General features: G+C 52.6%; 20 protein-coding genes and 2 pseudogenes. 10 read left to right on the top strand and 12 right to left on the bottom strand.

Annotation, left to right across the window (positions count from 1 at the left end; genetic code table 11):
• Nucleotides 1–108: 108 nt before the first annotated feature.
• On the top strand, nucleotides 109–255 hold the full coding sequence (locus tag H7A79_RS06980; RefSeq protein WP_187001476.1) for a hypothetical protein: 147 nt from the start codon (nucleotides 109–111) through the stop codon (nucleotides 253–255).
• Between the two features lie 774 nt (nucleotides 256–1,029).
• Here the strand turns inward: H7A79_RS06980 and purF are convergent.
• The 8 genes from purF to H7A79_RS06940 all read right to left on the bottom strand — a co-directional run bounded on the left by purF (nucleotide 1,030) and on the right by H7A79_RS06940 (nucleotide 8,596).
• Complete coding sequence (purF, locus tag H7A79_RS06975; RefSeq protein ID WP_187001475.1) at nucleotides 1,030–2,565, bottom strand: amidophosphoribosyltransferase; 1,536 nt, start codon at nucleotides 2,563–2,565, stop codon at nucleotides 1,030–1,032.
• Nucleotides 2,566–2,583: 18 nt separating this feature from the next.
• On the bottom strand, nucleotides 2,584–3,081 hold the full coding sequence (locus H7A79_RS06970) for a CvpA family protein (RefSeq protein WP_135034263.1): 498 nt from the start codon (nucleotides 3,079–3,081) through the stop codon (nucleotides 2,584–2,586).
• Complete coding sequence (locus H7A79_RS06965) at nucleotides 3,081–4,250, bottom strand: SPOR domain-containing protein (RefSeq protein ID WP_187001474.1); 1,170 nt, start codon at nucleotides 4,248–4,250, stop codon at nucleotides 3,081–3,083. Before H7A79_RS06965 ends, H7A79_RS06970 begins: the two co-directional genes overlap by 1 nt.
• 12 nt (nucleotides 4,251–4,262) lie before the next feature.
• A complete protein-coding gene (gene folC / locus H7A79_RS06960) occupies nucleotides 4,263–5,549 on the bottom strand; it encodes a bifunctional tetrahydrofolate synthase/dihydrofolate synthase (RefSeq protein WP_187001473.1) in 1,287 nt (428 codons plus the stop codon).
• 148 nt (nucleotides 5,550–5,697) lie between these two features.
• Nucleotides 5,698–6,120 (bottom strand): protein YgfX, encoded by a 423-nt coding sequence (locus tag H7A79_RS06955; protein WP_187001472.1) that lies wholly within the window; start codon nucleotides 6,118–6,120, stop codon nucleotides 5,698–5,700.
• Nucleotide 6,121: 1 nt separating this feature from the next.
• On the bottom strand, nucleotides 6,122–6,481 hold the full coding sequence (locus tag H7A79_RS06950; protein ID WP_135034300.1) for a hypothetical protein: 360 nt from the start codon (nucleotides 6,479–6,481) through the stop codon (nucleotides 6,122–6,124).
• Between the two features lie 118 nt (nucleotides 6,482–6,599).
• A complete protein-coding gene (locus tag H7A79_RS06945) occupies nucleotides 6,600–8,276 on the bottom strand; it encodes a cation acetate symporter (protein WP_187001471.1) in 1,677 nt (558 codons plus the stop codon).
• 2 nt (nucleotides 8,277–8,278) lie between these two features.
• On the bottom strand, nucleotides 8,279–8,596 hold the full coding sequence (locus H7A79_RS06940; protein ID WP_135034258.1) for a DUF485 domain-containing protein: 318 nt from the start codon (nucleotides 8,594–8,596) through the stop codon (nucleotides 8,279–8,281).
• A gap of 302 nt (nucleotides 8,597–8,898) precedes the next feature.
• Between H7A79_RS06940 and H7A79_RS06935 the strand changes: the two genes are divergently transcribed.
• Nucleotides 8,899–9,789, top strand: coding sequence for a LysR family transcriptional regulator (locus H7A79_RS06935; RefSeq protein ID WP_187001470.1), 891 nt, complete (start codon nucleotides 8,899–8,901; stop codon nucleotides 9,787–9,789).
• Nucleotides 9,790–10,255: 466 nt separating this feature from the next.
• Here H7A79_RS06935 and H7A79_RS06930 read toward each other — a convergent pair whose 3' ends face one another.
• Nucleotides 10,256–11,422 (bottom strand): trans-sulfuration enzyme family protein, encoded by a 1,167-nt coding sequence (locus H7A79_RS06930; protein ID WP_135034256.1) that lies wholly within the window; start codon nucleotides 11,420–11,422, stop codon nucleotides 10,256–10,258.
• Nucleotides 11,423–11,831: 409 nt separating this feature from the next.
• On the opposite strand from H7A79_RS06930, the gene folE2 reads away from it, so the two are divergent.
• Both folE2 and H7A79_RS06920 read left to right on the top strand, forming a co-directional pair.
• Nucleotides 11,832–12,605, top strand: coding sequence for a GTP cyclohydrolase FolE2 (folE2, locus tag H7A79_RS06925; protein WP_135034255.1), 774 nt, complete (start codon nucleotides 11,832–11,834; stop codon nucleotides 12,603–12,605).
• Nucleotides 12,606–12,907: 302 nt separating this feature from the next.
• Nucleotides 12,908–14,746 carry a SurA N-terminal domain-containing protein gene (locus tag H7A79_RS06920; RefSeq protein ID WP_187001469.1) on the top strand — a complete coding sequence of 613 codons (1,839 nt, stop codon included), beginning with the start codon at nucleotides 12,908–12,910 and terminating at the stop codon, nucleotides 14,744–14,746.
• Nucleotides 14,747–15,369: 623 nt separating this feature from the next.
• Here H7A79_RS06920 and gap read toward each other — a convergent pair.
• Nucleotides 15,370–16,398, bottom strand: a complete 1,029-nt coding sequence (gene gap / locus H7A79_RS06915; protein WP_187001468.1) for a type I glyceraldehyde-3-phosphate dehydrogenase — start codon at nucleotides 16,396–16,398, stop codon at nucleotides 15,370–15,372.
• A gap of 297 nt (nucleotides 16,399–16,695) precedes the next feature.
• On the opposite strand from gap, the gene hemF reads away from it, so the two are divergent.
• The 4 genes from hemF (at nucleotide 16,696) to pyrC (ending at nucleotide 19,586) form a co-directional block, all read left to right on the top strand.
• Nucleotides 16,696–17,595: an oxygen-dependent coproporphyrinogen oxidase gene (gene hemF, locus H7A79_RS06910; protein ID WP_187001467.1), complete on the top strand. Its 900-nt coding sequence runs from the start codon at nucleotides 16,696–16,698 to the stop codon at nucleotides 17,593–17,595.
• Nucleotides 17,596–17,676: 81 nt separating this feature from the next.
• Nucleotides 17,677–17,901, top strand: coding sequence for a sulfurtransferase TusA family protein (locus H7A79_RS06905; protein ID WP_135034299.1), 225 nt, complete (start codon nucleotides 17,677–17,679; stop codon nucleotides 17,899–17,901).
• Between the two features lie 11 nt (nucleotides 17,902–17,912).
• Nucleotides 17,913–18,476, top strand: a complete 564-nt coding sequence (locus H7A79_RS06900; RefSeq protein ID WP_187001466.1) for an NMCC_0638 family (lipo)protein — start codon at nucleotides 17,913–17,915, stop codon at nucleotides 18,474–18,476.
• Nucleotides 18,477–18,548: 72 nt separating this feature from the next.
• Nucleotides 18,549–19,586, top strand: a complete 1,038-nt coding sequence (gene pyrC, locus H7A79_RS06895) for a dihydroorotase (RefSeq protein WP_187001465.1) — start codon at nucleotides 18,549–18,551, stop codon at nucleotides 19,584–19,586.
• A gap of 111 nt (nucleotides 19,587–19,697) precedes the next feature.
• On the opposite strand, the pseudogene H7A79_RS06890 reads toward pyrC, so the two are convergent.
• A pseudogene (locus H7A79_RS06890) lies at nucleotides 19,698–20,341 on the bottom strand (IS1595 family transposase).
• A 414-nt stretch (nucleotides 20,342–20,755) separates the two neighbouring features.
• On the opposite strand from H7A79_RS06890, the gene H7A79_RS06885 reads away from it, so the two are divergent.
• Nucleotides 20,756–21,406 carry an IS1595 family transposase gene (locus H7A79_RS06885; RefSeq protein ID WP_187000931.1) on the top strand — a complete coding sequence of 217 codons (651 nt, stop codon included), beginning with the start codon at nucleotides 20,756–20,758 and terminating at the stop codon, nucleotides 21,404–21,406.
• A 33-nt stretch (nucleotides 21,407–21,439) separates the two neighbouring features.
• On the opposite strand, the pseudogene H7A79_RS06880 reads toward H7A79_RS06885, so the two are convergent.
• Nucleotides 21,440–21,788 (bottom strand): annotated as a pseudogene (locus H7A79_RS06880) (transposase); the annotation flags it as partial.
• 1,409 nt (nucleotides 21,789–23,197) lie between these two features.
• Here H7A79_RS06880 and mltB point away from each other — a divergent pair.
• Complete coding sequence (gene mltB, locus H7A79_RS06875; protein ID WP_135036885.1) at nucleotides 23,198–24,277, top strand: lytic murein transglycosylase B; 1,080 nt, start codon at nucleotides 23,198–23,200, stop codon at nucleotides 24,275–24,277.
• Nucleotides 24,278–24,284 lie beyond the last annotated feature (7 nt).

Raw genomic sequence — 24,284 nt, 5'->3', positions numbered from 1 at the left:
CTGTATCGGACAGGATTCGGCTCTTTTCAATTCAATTTAATCATGACGGGGTTGGATATGGCCGGCCTGCTTTAAAACAATCGTGCGGCATTAAAGAACCCAAAGAGAATGATTTGGCAAGCCTATGATAAAGCAGCAAAATCGTTTTTTTTAGTATTTGAATCAGAACTGCGCGGCTTTGCTGCGCCTTCCGGCATTCTCGGTACTTTTAAAAATCCCCCAAATGAGCCTTCAAGCAAAAAACGAAAAGTGTAAACCATACTGGATTTTTCTATCCTCCCGAACCTTTGCAAAAATGCCCCGATGCCGTCTGAAAGACTGATGCCGCTATTCCCGCGCAGGCAGCAATCTTGAAATCGGTGAAACAAATATCAGACGCTAAACAGCCGGATTCCTGCCTGTGCAGGAACAGCGGCAAATAGATTTCTTGGGATTTTACGAAGGTTGAGGCCTTTCACTATTGGAATCCGCGCGAATAAAACCAATGTTGGAAAATCCTTGCAATCCCATCCTGACAGGGTTGGGGGCGTGCGCCAAAAAATCCTTTTCGTGTATTACGAAGCATCAAACGCAATGACAAGAAAAGCAGACGGCAGCATGATCAATGCAGGCAGAAAGTGTGGCCAGCAACATACAAACTGCTAAGTGGTTGTAGGGAACGCGCCATTCATCATCATAAAACCGCCTAAAGCATGTTAATGAAAACAGCCGCCGTCATTCCGGGCTCCGGTGGACAAGCAGACCCTGCAGGCTTAACGGCTGCTTTGTGCAGCCGCAAAATCAGGCCGTCTGAAAAAATGATTGCAACCCCAGGTTTGCTGCCAGCCAATCTTCTGATAACGGATATTGCCTGTCGGGGCAGAGATTCTGCCGTGATGTTGTATGACAGTCTCCGCATCAAGCTGTGCCGGCAGGCCGGCAGACGGAGCTGAATATAAACCTGGTGCGCCGTATCTTGAAGCCGTTGCGGCATATCGAACCGGGTTTATGTTTTTGCCGTGGTTGAATGATGAAAACCGGCATATAGAGTTATTCATCGTCTTCCGGGTGGTTGCTGATGCGTATTGCCGTGTGGATGGTGCCGGTGAGCGCGGCGGGCAGGGATTTGTCGGCAGAAAGTTTTTGCAGGTAGGTTTCATCGATATCGCCGGTGGGATAGCAGCCGCTGAAGCATGAAGCATCGAATGAATCGATGGCAGGGTTGAGTGATTTCACCACCTGCTCCAGCTCGCCCAAATCTTGGAAAACACAGCCATCGGCACCGATTTCGCGGGCGATTTCGTTTTTGTTGCGGCCGTTGGCAATCAGCTCTTCGTGGGTTGGCATATCGATGCCGTAAACGTTGGGGTAGCGTACTTCGGGGGCAGCCGAGGCAAAATAGACTTTGCGGGCGCCGGAAGCGCGCACCATTTCGACAATTTCTCGGCTGGTGGTGCCGCGAACGATGGAATCATCAACCAACAGCACACTTTTTCCTTTAAATTCAGATTCCATCGGGCTGAGTTTTTGGCGTACTGATTTTTTGCGCGTGGCTTGACCGGGCATGATGAAGGTGCGGCCGATGTAGCGGTTTTTAATCAGCCCTTCGCGGTAGGGTTTGCCTAAATGGTGCGCCAGTTCCATTGCACTGGGGCGGCTGGTGTCGGGAATCGGCATCACCACATCAATATCGTTGAGCGGCAGCTCGCGCCTCACTTTTTCGGCCAGTGCTACGCCCATGCCCAAGCGGGCGCGGTAAACGGAAACATTGTCGATTACTGAATCGGGGCGGGCGAAGTAAACGTATTCGAACAGACAGGGGCTGAGGCTGGTGTTTGCGGCGCACCGGCGTGAGAAAAACTGCCCGTCTAAAGAAATGAAAACGGCTTCGCCGGGGGCAATGTCGCGTTCCAAATCAAACTCGATGGCATTGAAGGCAACCGATTCGGAAGCAACGGCATAGGCAGTGCGGCCGTCTGAATCGGTTTGTGTGCCCAGCACCAGCGGGCGGATACCGAGCGGATCGCGGAAAGCCACCAGCCCGTAACCGGCAATCACAGCCACCACACCGTATGCACCGCGTATGCGTTTGTGCAGTTTGGCAACGGCCTCGAAGATATTGTCAACGCTCAGTTGCGAAGCATTGGAGTCGGTAACTGCGCGGCGCAATTCATGGGCAAACACATTGAGCAGCACTTCCGAATCGGAGCGGGTATTGATGTGGCGCAAATGCTTGTGGCACACGTTTTCATAGAGTTCTTCGGTATTGGTAAGGTTGCCGTTGTGCGCCAGCACGATGCCGAACGGCGAGCTGACGTAAAACGGTTGCGCTTCGGCCGCGCTCTCGGCGTTGCCTGCGGTAGGATAGCGCACATGGGCGATGCCGGCATTGCCTGTCAGATCACGCATATTTCGGGTGCGGAACACATCGCGCACCATGCCTTTGCCTTTGTGCATATGGAAAATGCTGCCTTCTACGGTAACGATGCCGGCAGCATCTTGGCCGCGGTGTTGCAGCATTTGCAGGCCGTCATAAAGGCTTTGGTTTACAGGTTGGTAGGCTACCATGCCCAATACGCCACACATTTTTTTCTCCGAACATTTTTAAAGAGGTTGATACTGTATTTTATCTGCAAGGGCGGCCGGCAGATAGGGTACGGCAAATTGTGCCAGCGATTCGAAATAGCCCGCACTGACCGACTGCCGCCAGCCATCGGTTTGCGGCAGATCGGTAAACGAGCAGACGATTACCGCCAACGTAACCAGCAAAATACCTTTCAGTGCCCCGAATGCGCCGCCGAGCAGGCGGTTGATGCCGCCCAAACCCGAGGCCTGCGCGGCACCGGTAAGCAGCGAGCGCAAACAACGCTGCAGCAGCCATGCGGCAGCAAACAAAACGATAAAAGACAGGGATACGGCCAAAGGGCGCGGTTCGAATGAGCGGAACGCGATTTCCGAAAAAGGTACGGCGAATGTTTTGGCTGCAAGAAATGACGCAATCCAAATGATTAAAGAAGCTGCTTCGGCAATCATGCCGCGCATCATTGAAACGATAATGCACAGGCCGATCAGGCCGGAGGCGAGAAGGTCGAAGGTGGCCATCAGGGTTGTCCGATTATGATGCCGTCTGCCCCTTTTTTGCGCAGCCGTTGCAAAGCTTTGCCGGCGGTTTCCCGATCAGGGTAATGGCCGGTGCGCACGCGGTAAACCTTGCCTTTGCTGGTTTCCACTTCGGTGATGTAGGCGCTCACGCCTGCATCGGCCAGTTTCTGCTGCGTTTGTTTGGCTTGATCGCGGCTGCTGTATGCGCCGGCCTGAATAATGGCTTTTTGGGAAGCGGGTTTGCCTTCCAGAATGGTTTTGGGGTCGCTTTTTTCAACCGATGCTTGCGCGGCTTTGTTGTTTAACGCATCTTGCGCGGCTTTGCGGCTGGCTTGCTGCTGTTTTTTCTTGGCGGTTTCGGCCGCGCGTTTTTCAGATTCCGCTTTGGCGCGGGCTTCTTGTTGCGCTTTCAGACGGCCTTTTTCCTGCTCGGCCGAACGTGCGGTTTTGCGGCGTTCGGCTTCTTTGGCTGCGGCCTGCCCGCGTGTTTCGCGTGCTTGTGTTTCCTGTTCGTTTTTGGGTGCTGCTGCCTTTTGCTGCGCCTGCTGTTTCAGACGTTCGGCTTCGGCTTTTTTGGCAGCGGCTTTACGCCCGGCTTCGGCATCGGGCTCGATGCGGTTGTTGATGACCACCACGGGCGGCGGAGCGGTTTCTTCGGGCTTGGGCTGCGGCTTGGGTTGGGGTTTGGGCGTTTCGGCCTGCAAGGGTTTGGCGGCGGGTTTGGCTTGCGCCGCTTTTTTCTCGGCCGCTGCTTTTGCGGCTGCGGTTGCCGCGGCGGTTTGGGCGGCGGATTCGGATACCGTTTGCTCTGCGGGCGCGGGCTGTGCCGGCGTTTGTGCGGGCGGGTTAGCAAGCGGGTTGCTCAGTTCTGTGGTTTCGGTATCGGCCGGGGCGGGTTCCAACACGACAGCAGGGGATAAGTCGGAAGCATCATCGGCAGCGGCGGCTTGGTTGGCAGTCTCTGTCTGCGCTGTGGCTTCCGATTCGGCGGAGGCGGTTTTTTCGATACTGATGTTGCCGGCGGCTTCTTCGGTGCTGCTTTGGTTCAACACATTGGCCAGCAAAATGCCGGCAAATATCACCAACGCAGACGCGCCAACCAAACGGCGGCGGTTTTTGCGCTTCAGTTTTTCGTATTCATTGAGTGAATGGAAACGGTTGTTTGACATGAATCCGCCTTGTTACAAAGTAGCCATGGCCTCGGCAACGGTGTGGAAAGAACCAAAAACCGTGATTCTATCATTTTCCCCGGCCTGCGCCAAAGCTGCCTGATAGGCCGTTTGAATATTTTCAAAGCTCTGCACGGAGGTTATGCCGTGGTGGTTGAGTTTCTGTTTTATTTCTGCCGCAGACATACCGCGCGGCAGATGCAGTGGGGCGATATACCATTGGTCAAACTGGTCTTTCACGGTGTCGATCACGCCGTCTGAATCTTTGTCGGCCAAAATGCTGAACACGGCGGTGCGTTTTTCGGCGAAAGGCAGGGCAATCAAGCTTTGGCGCAGGGCGCGGGCGGCGTGCGGGTTGTGGGCGACATCGAGAATGGTGAGCGGGCGGCCGGGCAGCACTTGGAAGCGGCCGGGGTTGTGAACCAGCAGCAGAGCGCGTTTGATGGAGCCGATATCGACAGGCAGGCGCGGGTTGAGGCATTCGATAACGGCCAGCGCACAAGCGGCGTTGCCCAGTTGGTAGGCACCGCGCAGGGCGGGTATGGGCAGGGCGTTGCGGTTGCGTTTGAGGCCGTCTGAAAGCCCCGATGCGGCGGTGGGATGGAAGTGGAACGACCATTGTTGCTGCTCCATACGGCTGAAATCGAAATCGCGCTTGGCCAAAAGCAGGTCGGCACCGATATTTTCGGCGTGGCGGCGCAGCGGTTCGGGCGGAGGGTTTTGGCCGCAGACAGCGGGTTTGCCGCTGCGGAACACGCCGGCTTTTTCGTGGGCGGCCGCTTCAACGGTGTCGCCCAGAAACGATTGGTGGTCAAGATCGACACCGGTTACCACGGCGCAGTCGGCATCAAAAATGTTTACTGCGTCCAATCGCCCGCCGAGGCCGACTTCCAACACCATCACATCAACGTTTTCGCGCATAAAAATATCAACGGCGGCCAGCGTGTTGAATTCGAAATAAGTGAGGGAAACGCTGCCGCGCGCCGCTTCGATGCGCTCAAACGCAGCTGTAATCGCTTCATCGCTTACAGGCTCGCCGCTGATGCAGATGCGCTCGTTGTATCGGAGCAGGTGCGGGCTGGTGAGCGTGCCTACTTTGAAGCCGGCCTGCTTGTAAATCTGGGTGAGAAAGGCGCACACCGAGCCTTTTCCGTTGGTGCCTGCTACCACAATCACGGGGCATTGCGGCTCCAACCGCATGGTGTTTTTCACTTCGCCCGCGCGCGCCAAACCCATATCAATCAGCCCCGCGCTGTGGGCGGTTTCGAGATGCGATAACCAGTCGTTTAATGTTTTCATTTTGAGTAGATAAATGTGTGTGGGGCCGTCTGAAAACAGGGAGTGTTTGGTTTGGCAGAAACCGGTTTCCTTCGGAAACGGCGTTTTAGCTCCGCAGAAACTTGTTTCCTTCGGAAACGGCGTTTTCAGACGGTCTTGAAAGGAAAGGTTAATCTTTAGGCTGCCCCCAGCGTGCCCAAACCAGCAGGCGGCGGAAGCTTTCGCGCTCCGTCATATCGGGCAGTACAAACTGCCATATTGTGCGGCCGCCCACATCCCATTTCAAAAACATGGCGTAAGGCGAAACCAGGCTGCCCGGGCGCAACACGGCTTCAAAATCGGCTGGCGGCCGGCCGGTAAACACCACCGCCCTCCCTTGCGGGCTGACGGTGATTTTGTGTACGGCATCGGCGTGGCGCAGGTTTTGGCTGTGCCACGCCCGGAAAAAAGCGGCAGCCAGCAACAGCAGGCCGATGATGCGTGCCGTGCCGTGAAACGCGGTGAGGCAGAGATAAGCCGCCCAAAGATGCAGAAACACCGTTAGGGCTTTGCCGGCGGGCGAAGGTTTGAAGGCCGTCTGAAAAGGTCGCATCTTACATCATGTTGTCGAATACGGGGGTGATGTTCAGCCCGGCTTCTTCCATATCGAACACCATGTCGTGAATTTCCACTTCGAAATATTCCCAAAAGGCTTTCAGACCCATATCGGCCGGCCATTGGCTGCGGGGAATGTCCCAACTGGAAATTTCGGCTTCGAAAATGGTTTGGTAACGCTCGTCAAAATAGGAAACCACCGCTTCCGGCTCGTCAAACTGCGGCACGAGAAACACCGAGCAGTTGCTGCGGATTTGCTCCAGCGTTAAATCGGGCATATTTTCATCGGTCTGTTTGAGCCAGGCGAGAAAGTTTGCGGTGGGTTTGAGCACCACGGCGGTGCGGTCGACAAAATACATGGTGCGTCCTTGCAGGTGGGTTTCAGACGGCATTGTACTGAATATCGGCGGCAAACCGAAAGGCCGTCTGAAAAATCTTTTCAGACGGCCTGTTATTGTGCTTTGCGGCGGTTTGAGTTTAGTGGTCGCTGGCTTCTGCCGCGCCGATGCCGGTCATGGAGCGGACATATTGTGCTTCAAAGCCTGCTTTATCCAGCCCGGCCTGTTTGGATTTGTCGGTAATCGAGAAAAACCAGGCAGCAACAAAGGCCAGCGGAATCGAAAACAGGGCGGGGTTGCTGTAGGGGAAGAGGGCTTCTTTGTGGTGCAGCACTTTCACCCACACGGTCGGGCCGAGGATAATCAGCACAAAAGCCGCCAGCAGGCCGAGAAAGCCGCCGATAACCGCGCCGCGCGTAGTCAGGCCTTTCCAGAACATCGACAGGGCGAGAATCGGGAAGTTGGCCGAGGCCGCCAGTGCGAATGCCAAGCCCACCATAAAGGCAACGTTTTGGTTTTCAAAGGCGATGCCCAACACGATGGCCATCACGCCCAAGCCTAAGGTAGCCAAACGCGATACGCGCATTTCCTGCTCTTGCGAGGCTTGGCCTTTGCGGAAAACCGAAGCGTAAAGGTCATGGCTCACGGCCGATGCGCCGGAAAGGGTCAGGCCGGCCACTACTGCGAGAATGGTGGCGAACGCTACGGCGGAAATAAAGCCCAAAAAGAGGTTGCCGCCGAGTGCGCCCGACAAGTGAACCGCCGCCATATTGGTGCCGCCTATCATTTCTACAACGGATTTGCCCTCTTTAATCATGGTGGTGAAGAACTGGGGGTTGTCTTTGGTAACGAAGATAATCGCACCGAAGCCGATGATGAAGGTTAAAAGATAGAAATAGCCGATGAAGCCCGTGGCCACAAATACTGATTTGCGTGCTTCTTTGGCATCGGGCACGGTAAAGAAGCGCATCAGGATATGCGGCAGGCCGGCGGTGCCGAACATTAATGCCAACCCCAGCGAGAGTGCGTCTATCGGATTGGAAACCAAGCCGCCGGGCGACATGATGGCAGCGCCTTTTTCGTGGATTTCGGTGGCTTTCAAAAACATGTTTTCCAAGCTGAAGCCCGAGGCTTTCAAAATCATAAAGGCCATAAACGAAGCGCCCGAAAGCAGCATCACGGCTTTGATAATCTGCACCCAGGTGGTGGCCAGCATGCCGCCGAACAACACATAAGCCACCATCAGCGCGCCCACAATAACCACGGCGGAAGTGTAGCTCATGCCGAACAGCAGTTGGATCAGTTTGCCTGCGCCTACAACTTGGGCTATCAGGTAGAGAATCACCACCAATAAGGAGCCGCTGGCGGCAAATACGCGCACGGGCCCTTGTTTGAGGCGGTAGGCCACCACGTCTGAAAAAGTGAATTTACCGAGGTTGCGCAAACGTTCGGCAATCAGAAACAAAACGATGGGCCAGCCCACCAAGAAGCCGGTGGAATAGATCAGGCCATCGTAGCCGGTGGTGTACACCATGGCCGAAATGCCCAGAAACGAGGCGGCGGACATAAAGTCCCCTGCAATGGCCAGGCCGTTTTGAAAGCCGGAAATGCCGCCGCCGGCGGTGTAGAAATCTTTGGTGGATTTGTTTTGCTTGGCCGCCCACTTGGTGATGAACAGCGTTGCGCCCACGAAAATCAGAAACATCACAATCGCCGAAATATTCAGCGGCTGTTTTTCCACATCGCCGGTTAAGGCGTCTGCCCAAACGCTGCCCGAAGCGAGCAGAGCCGGAATACCGATTAAAAATTTATTCATGTTTATTTTTCTCCCTGAACTTCACGCACAACTTCTTGGGTCATTTCTTCAAATTTACCGTTGGCTATGCTGACATAGATGCCGGTGGTGATAAATGAAAACACAATCACGAAGATGCCGGCGTAAACGCCCCAAGTGGTGATGCCGCCCTCGGATACGGGTTTGCCGAACATTTCGGGGGCAGTACCGATCAGCCAGATATAAGCCACATACATCACAAAAACAACAGCCGAAAATCCCCAGCCTATCATCGCTTTTTGTTGCGCCATCTGTTTGAATTTCGGATGTGAGAGCACTTGCCGTGCAGTTTGTTTATCCATTACTTTCTCCTTTACAGAACGCTTACCGGTAAACGAAACGGATTAAAATGAAAAAACATTGCCGTGGCTAATATTATTTTCTGATAGTATCAATCCGTCCGGCTGATAATGCGCCGGACGGAGTTGATTTTTAAAGCAATCACCGCTCGGGAAAATCTTTCAGACGGCCTGAAGATATGCCGAAACACCATCATCAAGGTATGCTGCTGCGGTGCAGTATCCCGGGGCAGATCTGATTGGCCGGGCGGCGGCCGCCCGCAGCGGGTCGGCCGTTACCCTACCGGCTTTCGCAGAAGAAAAATATGGATTACAACCAGCTTAAAACCTTTATCGAAGTTGCCCACATCGGCAATCTGACCCAGGCAGCCGAGCGTTTGCACTTGTCGCAGCCGGCCGTTTCAGCGCAGATTAAATCGCTCGAAAAGCGATTGGACGTTACCCTGTTCAAACGCACCACCAACGGCATGGTACTCACCCCGGCAGGCGAAGTGTTCCTGCCGGAGGCCGAAGCCCTGCTGCAACACCACCACAAACTCGACTGCTTTGCCAAAACCCTTTCAGAACATTATGTTACCCATGCTGATCTCGGCCTTATCCACCCCGTTGCGCCCGACAGAATCACCGCTCTGACACAAAGCATCCTGAAGCAAGACCCCGATATCATGCTGCATATCCAATACGGCATGAGCGGCGAAATCGAGCAGCGGGTGTTGGACAAACAACTGCACGGCGGCTTCTTTCTCGGCCCCGTTACCCGCCGCAGCCTGCGCAGCCTGTTTCTCGGCGATATCCAATATTCGCTGGTCTGCCACGCAGGCGAAGCCGGCCGCATCAAGGCAGGCCTGCCCGGAAGTTTGGAAGAGTATGCGTGGATTGAAATGTCGGTGGTGTCGAGCAGCCGCAAACATATGCAGCAGTTTTGGCGCAAATACAAAATCTCGCCCAAACAGCAGATTATCTGCGATTACCCGCAAACCATCATCGATTTGGTTTGCGAAGGCACAGGGCTGGCGATGATACCTGCCCAAAAAGCAGAAGCTGCGTGTGCGGCAGGCAAACCCATTTACATTCTTGACGAATACCGCCAAAACTTGCCGCTTCACTTTATTTATCTCGATGAGTTTGAAGAAGATCCTATATTGAATCTGTTGAAAGAGTGTGTGGAAAGCGTATGGGCGGATACGGTTGTTTGATAACGGGCGGATGTTTTTCAGACGGCCTGAGCGGTTAAACATAACCGCGTTGTGTACACGGTAAGATTTGGGAAAAAACGGCTGTGCAGCATCGCGAAAGAGATACCGCTTTACCGGAAGCATCGGGCAACGGATGCCGGAAAGCCATGAAGCTGCCTTGCCGTGTTGCGGCCATTCACAAAAGGGCGCAGTTTCTTCGGACGGTGTGCCGAACGCTTAAACTGCCCTCTCCCTACGCCATTGTTTCAGTTTGAGTGTTAAAAAAACACGGCCGCCTCGGCCGCGGAACCTCATATGCGTTTGGTGGAAAACGGGAAATGCCCGTTCCGGGCATGGGGGGATGAAAATAAAGAGACTGCCGCCAACCCACTAAAAGCATAAGGCTGCAGGCAGTGTAAGGAACCCATGCCGTAATGATGTTAAAACGGCTTGGCCGTAAGGGTATGGTCTGCATCAAACAGGCGAATCAGCGGCCGGGCAAGGCCGTGTCCAGCGCGGCGGCAATATCCGCCCAAATATCATCAACATCCTCTACGCCGATAGAAAACCGCAGCAGGCCGGTTTTGATGCCGGCAGCGGTTTTGATTTCGTGCGGTACACCGCTGTGCGACTGTGAATAGCAATGGTTAATCAGGCTTTCCACCCCGCCCAGGCTGGCGGCCATCTGAATCATGTTCAGGTTTTTAATTACGCTGTCGGCAGCTTCTTTGCTGTCGTTTTTCAGCCAGATGCTCACCACACCGCCGAAATCTTTCATCTGCCGCCCGGCTAAGGCGTGGTGCTCGTGCGAGGGCAGGCCGGGGTAAAACACTTTTTCCACCGCAGGGTGTGTTTCCAGCCGTTTGGCGATCTCCAGCGCGTTTTCGCAATGCCGCTGCATACGCAGAGCCAGCGTTTTGATGCCGCGCAGCACCAGTGCGCAGTCCATCGGTCCGGCCACACCGCCGGTGTTCGTCATCATGGTGCGCATAGGGCGCGCCAATTCTTCGGTTTTTACTGCCACAACACCCATCAGCACGTCCGAATGGCCGCACAAATATTTGGTGGCCGAGTGAAACACAATATCGCAGCCCATATCGAGCGGGTTTTGCAGATAAGGCGTAGCGAAGGTGTTGTCGATGCCCACCAGCGCGCCGGCTGCTTTGGCTTTTGCCGCCAGCGTTGCAATATCCACCAGCCGCAGCAGCGGGTTGGACGGGCTTTCCAGCCATACCATCGCCACATTTTGATGTGCGGCCAACGCCTTATCGAGATTGGCAGGGTCGGTTAAATCGGCAAACACCACATTTACGCCCCACGAGGCATACACCTCGGTGAGTAAATCATAAGTGCCGCCATAGATGTCGCCCACCGCAATGATGGTGCAGCCCGGGCGCAGAAAAGTGCGGAACACGCAGTCGATGCCTGCCATGCCGCTGCCGAAGGCAAAGCCCGCCGCTCCGTGTTCCAGCGCGGCTAGGGTGTCTTCCAGCACTTTGCGGGTGGGGTTGCCTGCGCGGGCATAACGAAACGGAATCTGCTCGCCGATTTCTTTCATGCGGAACATGCTGTTTTGGTAAACCGGAGGCATGATGGCGCGGTTATGTTCATCGGGATCATAGCTGCTGTGGATAACTTCGGTGGCAAATTTCATGGCGCATGCCTTTAAAATATTAGGTAAATATAATAAACAGCGGGATTTTAACACTATCCCGAAAATTGAAACAATCAATGCCCGGCTCCACCCTAAGTGATATAATTTCGCATTTGCAGCCCTGTGGGTTTCAGACTTCCGCCCGGGCAGCCGCCCGCCCCGTGCGGCTTCAGGCAGAGCGATATTGAAGCTAAACAGCTGCTTATATTAAACGGCACACACAAAACCGGGCAGCGAAGCGGGGGCAGGGGTAAGGCTGTATCGTTTTGTGTTGTTTTATCAAAAAAGCAGGCCGGCAGTGCAGAACTGCCTGAGGCCGTCTGAAATAAAATTTCAAACGGCCTTGCATTTAAGGCCGGCGCACACACATTAAAGGCTCTCCAAGCCCCGATTCTGAGGACACTCCCGCATGAACACTATTGCAGACGTGCAATCCACCCGCGATTTGCGCAATTTGCCGATTAACCAGGTCGGCATCAAAGACTTACGTTTCCCTATTGCCATCAGTACCGCAGAAGGGGTGCAGGCTACCGTTGCCCGCTTGGGCATGACGGTGTTTCTGCCGGCCGACCAAAAAGGCACCCATATGTCGCGCTTTGTTGCGTTGATGGAGCGTCAAACCGAAGCGTTGGACTTCGGGCGTTTAAAAATGCTTACCGAAGAAATGGTGGCACTTTTGGATTCGCATTCGGGAAAAATCAGCGTGTCGTTTCCCTTTTTCCGAAAAAAAAGCGCGCCTGTGTCAGGCATAGAATCATTGCTTGATTACGATGTAACGTTAAGCGGAGAAATCGAAAAAGGCGAATACCGCCAAACGCTCAAAGTGTTGGTGCCGGTAACCAGCCTGTGCCCGTGTTCGAAGGAAATTTCGCAATACGGCGCGCACAACCAACGCTCGCACGTTACCGTAACCATTACCTGCGGCCGCGAAGTGGCCATAGAAGAAATCATTGATTTGGTGGAATCGCAGGCTTCGTGCCAGCTTTACGGGCTGCTCAAACGCCCTGATGAGAAATATGTTACCGAGCAGGCTTATGAAAACCCGAAATTTGTGGAAGACATGGTGCGCGATGTTGCCACCCGCTTAATTGCCGACAACCGCATCTGCGGCTTTACGGTCGAAAGTGAAAACTTCGAGTCGATACACAACCATTCGGCTTATGCCTATATTGCCTATCCCTAACGGTAACGGTTGATTTTCCTGTGCGATTTGCGCTTTCTGCCGGTTGTGCAGGAGGCGGGTTTATCTGCCGTACCGCAGTTTTCCAGCCGCATCCGTTGCAGCCGGTTTATATTTCGACTTTCGACAGCTGTGCGCAGAAGGCATTTTCTGCTTGAGGCCGTCTGAAAACAAGTGAAACTGTTTTTCAGACGGCCTGATACTTCACCGGCAGGCTGTCGCACCTATAGAAATGTCCTCAAGCTGCACAGTGTCTGCAAACGCTGCTACAATGCGCCTTTGCATTATTACCTTGATTAGATACTATGTTTGTAGCCGTAGAAAAATACAAAACGCCCGCCAAAATTTTATTAGGCCTGATTGCGCTGACTTTTGTCGGCTTCGGCGTCAGCACCGTGGCCGCACCGGGATACGATTATATTGTTAAAGTGGGCGGCCAAAAGGTTAGCGAACACCAATTGAACACCGCCCTGCAGAATATGCAGGCCGCCGGCGGTAACGAATCGCGCGATGCGGTGTTTAATGCTTTGGTGCAGCGCGCATTATTAACCGAAGGCGCGCGCGAAATGGGCATCTCCGTTTCGCAGGATCAAATCAAGCAGATTATTGTGGACGAACCCGGCTTTCACGACCAAAACGGCAAATTCAGCCAAAATCTGTTCAACCAATATCTGAACCGGCGTCAAATGTCGGAAGATGCGCTGATTGAAGAAATCCGTAACGAATTTATGGTCAATAACCTGATCAGCCTTGTGAATAACGGCAACCTGGTCAGCGATGCCCAGGCAAAACAGTTGATTGCCGCCACACAGGCCGAGCGTACCGTGCGGTCGGTGTCGTTCAGCCCCGAGGCGTTTGCGCGGCAGGTGAAAGTAGATGATGCCGCGCTGAAAAAATATTATGAAGCCAATCAAAAAGACTATGTGATTCCGCAGGCGGTTAAAGTGGAACATGTGGCTCTGAATATTCAAGATGTGGCCCAGCAGCAAACCGTGGGCGAAGAGGAGCTTAAAAAAGCGTTCGAGCAGGAAAGCACCGCTGCCAAACCGAAGCGCGAAATCGCGCATATTCTGTTTGCCGCGCCCCAAGATGCCCCCGATGATGTGAAAGCGGCCGCCAAAGCAGAAGCCGAAAAAGTGCGGGCGCAGCTTAAAGCCGCTCCGTCTAAATTCGCCGCATTGGCCAAACAATATTCCCGTGATGAGGCATCTGCCGGCAACGGCGGTAATTTGGGTTATCTTCCGCAAGACGGGGGGTTGTTGAAAGAGTTTGAAGACCGTGCATTTTCTTTGAAAAAAGGCGAAATCAGCGAAGTGGTTCAGACGGCCGCCGGCTACCACATCATCACCATTCTGAATATTCAGGACAAACCTGCATTCGAGCAGGAAAAAGCCCGCCTGGAAGCAGAGTTGAAGCAGAAAAAAGCTGTGGCGGCCTTTAACGAAGCCAAAGAAAAACTGGCCGAAGAAGCATTCAACAACCCCGGAAGCCTTGCAGAAGTTGCCAAAAAAACCGGCCTGAAGCTGCAAGCCCCTGTCGATTGGCTCACCAAAGAAAACGGCAAGGCCGCCGGGATGCCCGATAACCTCATTAACGCCATTTTCAGTGATGACGTAATGAAGAAAAAGCATAATTCCGAGCCGGTTACCGTTAATGAAGGCTTGGTGTGGGTGGTGCGTGCAAAAGAGGTTCGCGCACAAAACACCCAGCCGTTTGAAGAAGCCAAAAAATTTGTAGAAGCAGACTATCTGCGTGCCGAAGCCGCCCGCCTGGCGGAAGTTGAAGCAAAACAGGCACTGGCAGATGTGCAGAAAGGCAAAACGGCCGATTTGAAATGGTCGCCGGTTTCGCAGCTGACGGCAGAGCAGGCGCGTCAGTCTATGCCGCCGGAAGCCTACGCACAATTGATTAAGGCCCATCCCGAAAACGGAAAGCCGGCTTATGTGTTACTGTCGAATCTGCCTGCGCCGGTATTGGTGGAAGTGCAGAGTGTGAAGGTGCCGGAAAATATCACAGAACAATTGAAGCCTGCCAAACTGGCATTGGCTGAAAATCAAAGCAATGCTTCTTTCGCCGCTTTGATCGGCCATCTGAATGCCACCATCAAGCAAACCCGGGGGGCGCAGAAAGTGAAGTCGGAGTAGCCGGTAACGGTGTCGGTGTACAGCCAAACAACGCAAAACGATAATCATGGTTCGGCCTTAACCGATCCACAGAGAGTAGTTTGGCAAACCGTTAAAGCGGTAACCCAACCGGCTCCAGAGACGGGGTTCTCTTCAGCTTTTCAAACTTTGTTTTGTCTGTGCTGTTTCGCTGTAAATATAGGGCGGTTAAAATTACCGCCCTATATTTTGCGGAGTATTTTCAGACGGCCTAGAGGGTTGATATAGTCAATTAAGCAGATTTTACCAACGCCTGTATTGGAAATTTTCTAAAGATGTCCGACCGGGCGGCTACGCTTTTGTTTGTCTGCAAAAAAACAAAGAGTAAAGCATTGCTTGAGTTGGCCAAATGATTGGAGCTCCCTATTGAATCGCCGAAATGAACAAGAATACAGGGCAGGCAGGATATCGGAAGATGCTAATAACGCTTGAACCTTATGATGTTTTGCATTTCATCACTGCCGCATTATCAGACATCAGCATTTGCTTTGACAAAACCCTTGCAGCGTTCCCGCCAACTGTTGAAGTCTTACCGCACTAATCTAACGGTTGCCAAAATGCTGCAAGGGTTTTCAATCAGTTTTTAACATCACGGCTGAGAATACTCATTCAAAAGGCGCAACTTCCAAGCCGAACATCGCGCGGGCGGTGTTGAGCATCTGGCAGCTGAACCCCCATTCGTTGTCATACCATGAAAACACTTTCACCATATTGCCCGCAGTTACTTTGGTGAGCGTGCTGTCGAAATGGCTGGCTTGGCTGGTGTGGTTGAAATCCATAGAAACCAGCGGCAGGGTGTTGTAGCCGAGCACGCCTTTCATCGGGCCGTCTGAAGCAGCTTTCACAATGCTGTTGATTTCTTCTGCACAGGTGTCGCGGCCTGCTTCGAAACTCAAATCCACCAAAGAAACGTTCACGGTGGGTACGCGGATAGCAAGGCCGTCCAAGCGGCCTTTCAATTCGGGCAGCACCATGCCCACTGCCCTGGCCGCACCGGTTTTGGTGGGAATCATGTTTTCCACGCCGCTGCGGGCACGGCGCAAGTCTTTGTGGCGCACATCGGTAACGGTTTGGTCGTTGGTGAGTGCGTGGATGGTGGTCATCAGGCCTTTGTTGATGCCGATGCCTTCGTGCAGGGCTTTGGCAATGGGAGCCAGGCAGTTGGTGGTGCACGATGCGTTGGAAACCACAGTCATTTCGGGCGTGAGCACATTATGGTTTACGCCGTAAACGATAGTGGCATCAACATCTTCATCGGCAGGTGCCGAAATCAGCACTTTTTTTGCACCCGATTCGAGATGGGCTTGGGCTGCAACCTTGCTGGTAAATGCGCCGGTGCATTCCATCACCAAATCCACGCCTAAGCTCGCCCACGGCAGTTCGGCGGGGTGGCGGGTGGAAAAGAAAGGGATTTTGCGGCCGTTGATAATCAGGTGGTTTTCAGCGTGGGAAACATCGGCGGCAAAGCGGCCGTGAACGGTGTCGAATTTGGTGAGATGGGCATTGGTTTCGAGGCTGCCGCTGGCATTGACCGCCACAACTTCAAGTTGTTTTTCCAGTTTGTAATCATAGATTGCGCGCAATACTTGTCGTCCGATGCGGCCGTAGCCGTTGATGGCAATCTTAATGCCCATTTTTTTCAGTCCTTTTTGTTGAAACAGCGGTGGTAAAATATGCAGGCCGTCTGAAACGCTGCGGCGGAACGCCCGAATTATACCGTGCTGTAGTGCGGTGTAGTCAAGATGGATTACAGGCGGTTACAGCATAACGCGCAATCTGCCCGAAACGGTTTTTTGCTGCTTTCCGGCAGATTCAGGCTTGCAAACCGAAGATTGGCCGTTGGGAAGCACAATGCCTGAAACCTACCTGCTTTGTCGTGCGCAGGGCTTCGCCGTTATAATAGGCCGTCTGAAAAACGATAAGGAAGCATCATGCATACAGAATCGGTATTGCCCCTATTGCAAACCCTGCACAACCAAATCTGCGCCGCGCTCGAAAAAGAAGACGGCGGGGCGGGTTTTGTTTCAGACTGTTGGCAGGGCAGACTCGGCAAGGGTGAGAGCAGGGTGTTGAAAAACGGCGCGGTGTTTGAGCAGGCGGGGGTGAATTTTTCGCATGTGGAAGGCAGCGCCATGCCCGCTTCGGCCACTGCACACCGCCCGGAGCTGGCGGGTGCGCCGTTTGAGGCGGCGGGCGTATCGCTGGTGGTTCATCCGAAAAACCCTTATGTACCCACCAGCCATGCCAATGTGCGCTTTTTCATTGCCCACCCCGAGGGCAGGGAGCCGGTGTGGTGGTTTGGCGGCGGTTTCGATTTAACGCCGTTTTATCCTTTTGAAGAAGACGTTTTACATTGGCACCAAACTGCGGCTGCCGTGTGTGCGCCGTTTGGCAGCGATGTTTATCCGCAATACAAACAATGGTGCGATGAATATTTTTATCTGAAGCACCGGGGCGAAGCGCGCGGCGTGGGCGGCCTGTTTTTCGATGATGTGAACCGCTGGCCTTTCGACACTTGCTTGGATTTTATCCGCGCAGTCGGCGGGGGCTACACCGAGGCCTACCTACCGATTGTGGCGCGCCGCAAACATACGCCGTATGGGGAGCGCGAGCGCAACTTCCAGCTTTACCGGCGCGGGCGTTATGTGGAATTTAATCTGGTGTGGGACAGGGGCACGCTGTTCGGCCTGCAAAGCGGCGGGCGCACGGAGAGCATTTTGATGTCGATGCCGCCGCTGGTGCGCTTCGAATATGCCTACACGCCCGAAGCAGGTTCGCCGGAGGCGCGGTTAAACGAATTTTTAAAGCCGCGCAACTGGCTGGGTGGCTAGGCTTGACCCCCGATTTGAGATTTAAGCAAACACTCCGGCAGGGCGTATAATAAAGCTCCCGCTGAAAACGAGTATGCCATGATAAACGCACAAACTTTAGACGTAACCGGATTGAAATGCCCGCTGCCGATTCTGCGTGCCAAAAAAACACTGGCGCAGATGCAGGCAGGAGACTTGCTTGTCGTGCTTGCCACCGATGCCGCTGCGCCCGATGATTTCGCCGCCTTCTGCCGCCAAACCGGCCATGTGCTGCTGGAATCTTCCGAAGTCCGCGGCGTGTTCAGGCTGGTGCTCAAACACAGATAAGGCCGTCTGAAATGAGCGTTTTCCGGCCCGCGTTGCCTGTGTTGACGGTTTTATTGTCTGCCTGCGGGCAGAACAGCGTTGCGCCGGAGCAGGCTGCCGTTTATTCCATTGGCGCGATGCAGCTTTTCACGCAAGCCTATGCCGATCAGAGCGGTAGTGCGGGCAGCCCCGCCGCTTGGGCGCAGCGGCACAACCTGCAGCCATTAACCGCCGAAGCCGTACAAAAACTGCCGGCGGGCATGATGGAATCAGACGTACAGGCCGTGTTTTACTTCGGCACCGCACCCGCTTCGTGCAGCGTCAAAACCGCCGTTGCCGGTGAGGCTGCCGCCCGCCGCGCCTTTATCACGCCGGTCGAACAGGGCAGGGCGGGAACAGCGGCGCGGTTCCGCTCGGAAAACACCACCGTTCCGCCGTTTCCGTTCCGCCAATTGGTTGACACCCAACCGGATTCGGAAAATGGCGGAGAAATTCTGCAGGCCGCCGACACACCGCCTTTCGAATATGTGCCCCCACAGCCGGCGCTCCACCTTGCCCGCAGGCCGCGGCAAACCAGCCCGGTTGTGAATCTGTAACAATCAGGCCGTCTGAAACATTTCAGACGGCCTTTAATGCAATTCAATGTTGAATACAGCCAAAGGAAAATTATGCAAACCCTTACCATTATCCAACCCGATGATATGCACCTGCACCTGCGCGATGGTGAAGCACTCAAAACCGTATTGCCATTTAGTGCCCGCCAAATGGGGCGCGCCGTGATTATGCCCAACCTGAAGCCCCCCGTGGCCGGTGTGGCTGATGCATTGGCCTACAAACAGCGCATTTTGAGCGCATTGCCTGCCGGCAGCACTTTCGAGCCGTTGATGACGCTCTATCTCACCGACAAATCCACTCCCGAACTCGTGCGCGAAGCCAAGGCCGCCGGCATCGTTGCTTTCAAACTCTACCCGGCGGGTGCCACCACCAATTCCGATTCGGGCGTAACCGATTTATTCAAACTGCTTCCCGTTTTAGAGGAAATGGCCGCGCAGAACATTCTGTTTCTGGTGCACGGCGAAGTTACCGACCCCGAAATCGATATCTTCGACCGTGAAGCCGTATTTATCGAACGCGTGATGAAGCCCGTTTTAGATAAAGTGCCGGGCTTGAAAGTTGTGTTTGAGCACATCACCACCGCCGATGCCGCCCGTTTGGTGATGGAAGCCGGCGACAATGTAGCCGCCAGCGTTACCCCGCAGCACTTGCTGCTCAACCGCAACGATTTACTGGTGGGCGGCGTGCGCCCGCACCATTACTGCCTGCCCGTGCTCAAGCGCGAAAGCCACCGCAAAGCTTTGGTTGAAGCCATAACCGGAGAAAAATCACAAAAATTCTTTTTAGGCACCGATTCCGCGCCGCACGCACAATCCGCCAAAGAAAATGCCTGCGGCTGCGCGGGCATATTCAGCGCCGCCACCGCCATCGAGCTGTATGCCGAAGTGTTTGAAAAAGCCGGCGCGCTGGACAAACTCGAAGCCTTTGCCTCGAAAAACGGCGCCCGTTTCTACGGCCTGCCCGAAAACCCACGCACCATTACCCTGGTGAAACACCCCCGTGAAGTGGTTTCCAAAATACCGTTCGGCAACGGCGGTTCATTAGTGCCGATGCGGGGCGGAGAAAGTATCGATTGGACGGTGGAATATTAAAAACCTTTCAGACGGCCTGACCAACCGGTTGGGGCCGTCTGAAAGATGATTCGCGAAGAAGGATGAATTTAATGTAAAATCATGGCTCTAGACTAGCAGCTTTATATAAATTTACTTTAAAAGCCCCCAAAGTTGGTGACTCAGTTCATCAGAGTTTCGGTTCCATCGCCATTCGCATTCCCTCAGGTGCAAATCAAAGTTTTTGGTTACGCCATTGAATTTGGCGGGCCTTCGTTTGGTAAAACTCCGGAAGCTTTAATACCATTGATGTGCCCGGTACCATCTGCAAACTCATTTTGTCCGTAATTAACGCGCAAATGTTTAGAGTAGCCCGCATCGACCAGGCCGCTGTAACCGCGCCGGCTATCAGAATAAACAACACCCTCCAGAGAGACCTTTCCCAATATAACAGTTTGAAGTGTTTGCTTTTTACAATCAGAAACGATTTCGGTATAAACCCTGCCGTCTCTTTCGAAAATACCAAAGACGGGTTGTTTAAGCGTTCCTCTGCCACGCTTTGACTTGCCATGGAAACCGCGCTACAAATAGCTTTCATCAACCTCTATGCTGCCGTATAACAGGTCTTTTTGCCCGCTTTGGCAGCGGTATATTTCGTGCCTGAACATGCGATACCGGTGGTTGATGGTATTGCGGTTGAAGCCTGTCGGCAAAGCGGTTTTGAGGCTTCTATACCGACACAAAAATGCTTGATAATTTTTTGAGCTGTAGTCACTTAACTTGGTGTTATATTTCATTTTTCTAGGCTAACAGAGCTATTCTGCTAGTCTAGAGCCATTTAAAATATCATTAAATATTTAGAGGTTAAAGTAGATCAGCCCTAAATACCACCAAAGCCGCAGGTTTTTAACTGCTTTGGTGTCCTGAAATTAAAACGAAACCCACATTCTTTCAGAAAAAGTGCGGGAAAAATTCCCAGCTAATTCCGTTATATTTGCGCAAGACACGTTTCGCCTGATTCCAAAAATTTCCAATGCTGCCGATATGGTTTTGCCGTAATTAATCCTGCGGTGGCGGAAAAAGAGAGAACGCCCGTATCGGGCTGGATACCCGGGATATCTGCAGCAGAACATGCGGTTGCTTCCAATACAAAATATTCGGGGCTGTACTAGATAACTAGGGAAATTTAACTTCAGGTTAGAATAATCCCTATGAGAAAAAGTCGTTTAAGTCAGTACAAGCAAAACAAACTGATTGAACTATTTGTTGCAGGTGTTACCGCTCGCACAGCGGCGCAATTAGTTAGCGTCAATAAAAATACCGCTGCCTATTACTTCCACGGTTTGCGCTTACTTATCTATCACAACAGCCCGCATCTGGAAATGCTTGATGGTGAAGTAGAAGTTGATGAAAGTTATTTTGGCGGACAACGCAAAGGCAAACGTGGTCGCGGTGCGGCTGGCAAAGTGGCTGTATTCGGGCTTTTGAAGCGTAATGGTAAGGTTTACACCGTTGCCGTACCCAATACACAAACTGCGACTTTATTGCCAATTATCCGCGAGCAAGTGAAGCCTGATAGCATTGTTTATACCGATTGTTACAAAAGTTATGACGTTCTTGATGTGAGCGAATTTTCACATTTTCGGATCAATCACAGCACACATTTTGCTGAGCGACAAAATCACATTAACGGAATTGAGAACTTTTGGAACCAAGCAAAACGCCATTTACGCAAGTTTAACGGCATTCCCAAAGAGCATTTTGAACTGTATTTGAAAGAGTGTGAATGGCGTTTTAACAACAGTGAGATAAAATTTCAAATTTCTATTTTAAAACAATTAGTAAAGCAGGATTTGTTCTAGTTATCTAGGACAGCCCCAAAGGTTATGCTCCGGCACCCCGTTAAATCGTGCCAAGCGATGTTTGGTATAGCGCCAAAAGAATTCGATACCGTTGATATGTTGCATACCTCGGGCAAACCCATTGTCGCCGTGATGCACGCTGAAATGCTTTGCAAAACCCATTTCGGCGCTCCGCTGGCCATCGGTATTGGTCATGCTCTCGACTGTGATACGGCCTCCGATAACCTTTTGCAGCGTTGCTTTGGAAGTATTGGGAACAACTTCGGTACAAAACCTTTCCGCCTCGTTTGAGGATGTCGGAAACGATGGTTTTAGAACTCGCTTTGCACCCGCGTTTACCTCGGATGCGCTTTGCATTGGAATAGGGTTGGTCTGATTCTACGGCTTCTACTGCGTCTTAGAAAGAGGTGTACTGCTCGCAGATAGACTACCGAAAACATGATACAGAATATGGCTAAAGATAGTGTCTTGTCCTATAAAACGTTACTCACTATGTATTGTGCTATCACTATCAGCAGCAGTCGAAAATCGACCGCTTTGAAATCGTAACGAACAATTGAATTTTGAGCCCTACGAAGTTTTCATCCAGGCACCATATCTATCTTCTTTTTATCTTTCAATCGGTAACTTTACAACGCTTATCCGAGAAATATGACGGGACCGCATCCGACGTTGTATTGTTGGCGAAATTCCCATCCGCTGGCTGGACGCTAAATTACCCGTCAGAATAATACCGTTCTACTCATGCTGTTTGTTTATAACACTAGAGAACAAACCGGTTTTTCCCTGTCAAACGGCAAATAGGATTTCAGCTTTTTTGGTTATGTGCTGTTTACCATTGCAACATCAGGCTTGTTGTGATGAAACAGATTTTCACACGGCTATCGCTATAAATCGAAGAAACGGCCGAATGGGTTTCATCTTTCATCTTCTCCCTCAGAACCTACCAACATCATATTCTATATAGACAGCGGCGATACAAACGCTTGTTCTTTAATCAAGCAAAAATCAGTAATTTCCCCCGTTATTCCGCCTAAGCGGGTATTGGCTGTTTGCAAAAACTATTGGTCGATATGGCTGTGGCAGTTTAAACATCTAATAACAACCCCGGAAATACAGTACAGCCTGTTACAGACACCGTAAAGCCGGATTTGGGATAACGGTTGCAAGTATAAAAAACCAATGTTGTCTACGCCTTACGTTTTTGCAAATTTCAGACTACTTACGTTTCAGACGGCCCGGGAAACAAGGCGGAGGCTTGGCTTTTATTTTGAAAATTCTTTTGAAACAAAGTTTTTTGCAGAAGACTGCATTGGCTGTATTGAGATCTGCAGGCCGTCTGAAAAAATCATCTGCTTACTTTCCTGCAAAGCTGTTTTCGCAGAGACAATGCCTGTTGCCTGTATTGAAACTCTGTATCCACTCTAATGCGTAACATCCTAAAGGCAAATTGTAAAAGCAAACCCATGAGGCAGGTATGCAGTTTGCCGGGTCCGCAGGTTTGCTGTCGGCTATTTGGGCGGCGCAGTAGCTTTTACGGCAAGCCGGCAGCTTGGCAGCCTCCTATAGTGTGGGGGCGGCGGCACGCCTTGGGCTGCCCTTCCGACACAGGTTTTCGGCATTGCTGAAACACCCCGGTTCGGCTGCGGTGTCTGCACAAGCTGCGATACACGGGCCGCCCGCACCGCATTTGCTTATGCGTATTTGAATCTGCCTTGATAAATGTGTGGAAACCCGGTTTGTCTGATACACTATGCGCCGCATTCTAACTATATTGAAAACGGACTATTCATGAAAAGAATATTGTGGAGCGCACTTGCCGTATTGCTGGCAGCTTCGTGCAGCAGCGACATTCAAAACGGCCGCGCCGGCACCTCACAGGAAACGCCGGTGCCGCCCGCCGGCAAACGCCCGGTGTTTGACCATGCTGCCGGCTCGGTAGCAGTGGGCGGTTTCAACGCCAATGCCAATGTACAGAAATTTATCGCCCACGAAGCCGCAGGCGGCAGGTTCTCGGCCGGTGAATTGCAGAGTTTTTTTAACAATGTGGAATACAAAGGCAATATTATCAATATTATGAACCGCCCCGGCACATCACGCCCGTGGTATGAATTCCGCGCGGCCAATGCAGGAGCAGCCAGAATCGCAGGAGGCAGGCGTTTCTATACCCAACACCGTGAAACCATAGATGCCGCAGCAAAAGGCTACGGCGTGCCTGCCGAAATCATTGTCGCCATTATCGGCATCGAAACCAATTACGGCACCAATATGGGCAGCTTCCGCCTGGCCGATTCGCTGAGCACACTGGCATTCGATTATCCCCGCCGTGCGGAGTTTTTCCAGCAGGAGCTGCACGAGCTGCTGCTGATGGCCCGGGAAGAAAAGCGCGATGTGTTCGGCTTCAAAGGCAGCTATGCCGGCGCGATGGGAATGCCGCAGTTTATGCCTTCGAGCTTCCGCAAATATGCGGTTGATTACGATGGAGACGGCCGCCGCGATATTTGGAACAATATTGGTGATGTGGCAGCATCGGTGGCCAACTATCTGAAAGCACACGGCTGGCAGAGCGGCGGCAAAATGGTGGTGCCGGCCACGCTCACCATCACACAGGAGCTGCAAAACATCATCGATGAAAAAACCGCGCCCACCCGAACCGTGGGCGATTTGAAACGCTTGGGCGTGATGCCGCAGCAGGTGGTGGACGACAATGAAAAAGCCATACTCTACCGTCTCGAAACCGCCCCGGGCGTGTATGAATACTATATCGGTTTAAACAACTTCTACACCGTTTGGCAATATAACCACAGCCGTATGTATGTAACCGCCGTGCGCGACATCGCCAACGGCGTGAGCGGAAATTATCGTTTGTAAAGCAATC

Source organism: Neisseria musculi (assembly GCF_014297595.2).
Taxonomy (GTDB): domain Bacteria; phylum Pseudomonadota; class Gammaproteobacteria; order Burkholderiales; family Neisseriaceae; genus Neisseria; species Neisseria musculi.
Note: the sequence above shows the minus strand (reverse complement) of the source record. Positions and strands in the feature narration are given on the sequence as shown.

Bases quoted from the DNA above. Each gene is read 5' to 3' on its own strand.
- H7A79_RS06980 (WP_187001476.1), top strand. From the start codon at position 109: ATGATTTGGCAAGCCTATGATAAAGCAGCAAAATCGTTTTTTTTAGTA.
- purF (WP_187001475.1), bottom strand. From the start codon at position 2,565: ATGTGTGGCGTATTGGGCATGGTAGCCTACCAACCTGTAAACCAAAGC.
- H7A79_RS06970 (WP_135034263.1), bottom strand. From the start codon at position 3,081: ATGGCCACCTTCGACCTTCTCGCCTCCGGCCTGATCGGCCTGTGCATT.
- H7A79_RS06965 (WP_187001474.1), bottom strand. From the start codon at position 4,250: ATGTCAAACAACCGTTTCCATTCACTCAATGAATACGAAAAACTGAAG.
- folC (WP_187001473.1), bottom strand. From the start codon at position 5,549: ATGAAAACATTAAACGACTGGTTATCGCATCTCGAAACCGCCCACAGC.
- H7A79_RS06955 (WP_187001472.1), bottom strand. From the start codon at position 6,120: ATGCGACCTTTTCAGACGGCCTTCAAACCTTCGCCCGCCGGCAAAGCC.
- H7A79_RS06950 (WP_135034300.1), bottom strand. From the start codon at position 6,481: ATGTATTTTGTCGACCGCACCGCCGTGGTGCTCAAACCCACCGCAAAC.
- H7A79_RS06945 (WP_187001471.1), bottom strand. From the start codon at position 8,276: ATGAATAAATTTTTAATCGGTATTCCGGCTCTGCTCGCTTCGGGCAGC.
- H7A79_RS06940 (WP_135034258.1), bottom strand. From the start codon at position 8,596: ATGGATAAACAAACTGCACGGCAAGTGCTCTCACATCCGAAATTCAAA.
- H7A79_RS06935 (WP_187001470.1), top strand. From the start codon at position 8,899: ATGGATTACAACCAGCTTAAAACCTTTATCGAAGTTGCCCACATCGGC.
- H7A79_RS06930 (WP_135034256.1), bottom strand. From the start codon at position 11,422: ATGAAATTTGCCACCGAAGTTATCCACAGCAGCTATGATCCCGATGAA.
- folE2 (WP_135034255.1), top strand. From the start codon at position 11,832: ATGAACACTATTGCAGACGTGCAATCCACCCGCGATTTGCGCAATTTG.
- H7A79_RS06920 (WP_187001469.1), top strand. From the start codon at position 12,908: ATGTTTGTAGCCGTAGAAAAATACAAAACGCCCGCCAAAATTTTATTA.
- gap (WP_187001468.1), bottom strand. From the start codon at position 16,398: ATGGGCATTAAGATTGCCATCAACGGCTACGGCCGCATCGGACGACAA.
- hemF (WP_187001467.1), top strand. From the start codon at position 16,696: ATGCATACAGAATCGGTATTGCCCCTATTGCAAACCCTGCACAACCAA.
- H7A79_RS06900 (WP_187001466.1), top strand. From the start codon at position 17,913: ATGAGCGTTTTCCGGCCCGCGTTGCCTGTGTTGACGGTTTTATTGTCT.
- pyrC (WP_187001465.1), top strand. From the start codon at position 18,549: ATGCAAACCCTTACCATTATCCAACCCGATGATATGCACCTGCACCTG.
- H7A79_RS06885 (WP_187000931.1), top strand. From the start codon at position 20,756: ATGAGAAAAAGTCGTTTAAGTCAGTACAAGCAAAACAAACTGATTGAA.
- mltB (WP_135036885.1), top strand. From the start codon at position 23,198: ATGAAAAGAATATTGTGGAGCGCACTTGCCGTATTGCTGGCAGCTTCG.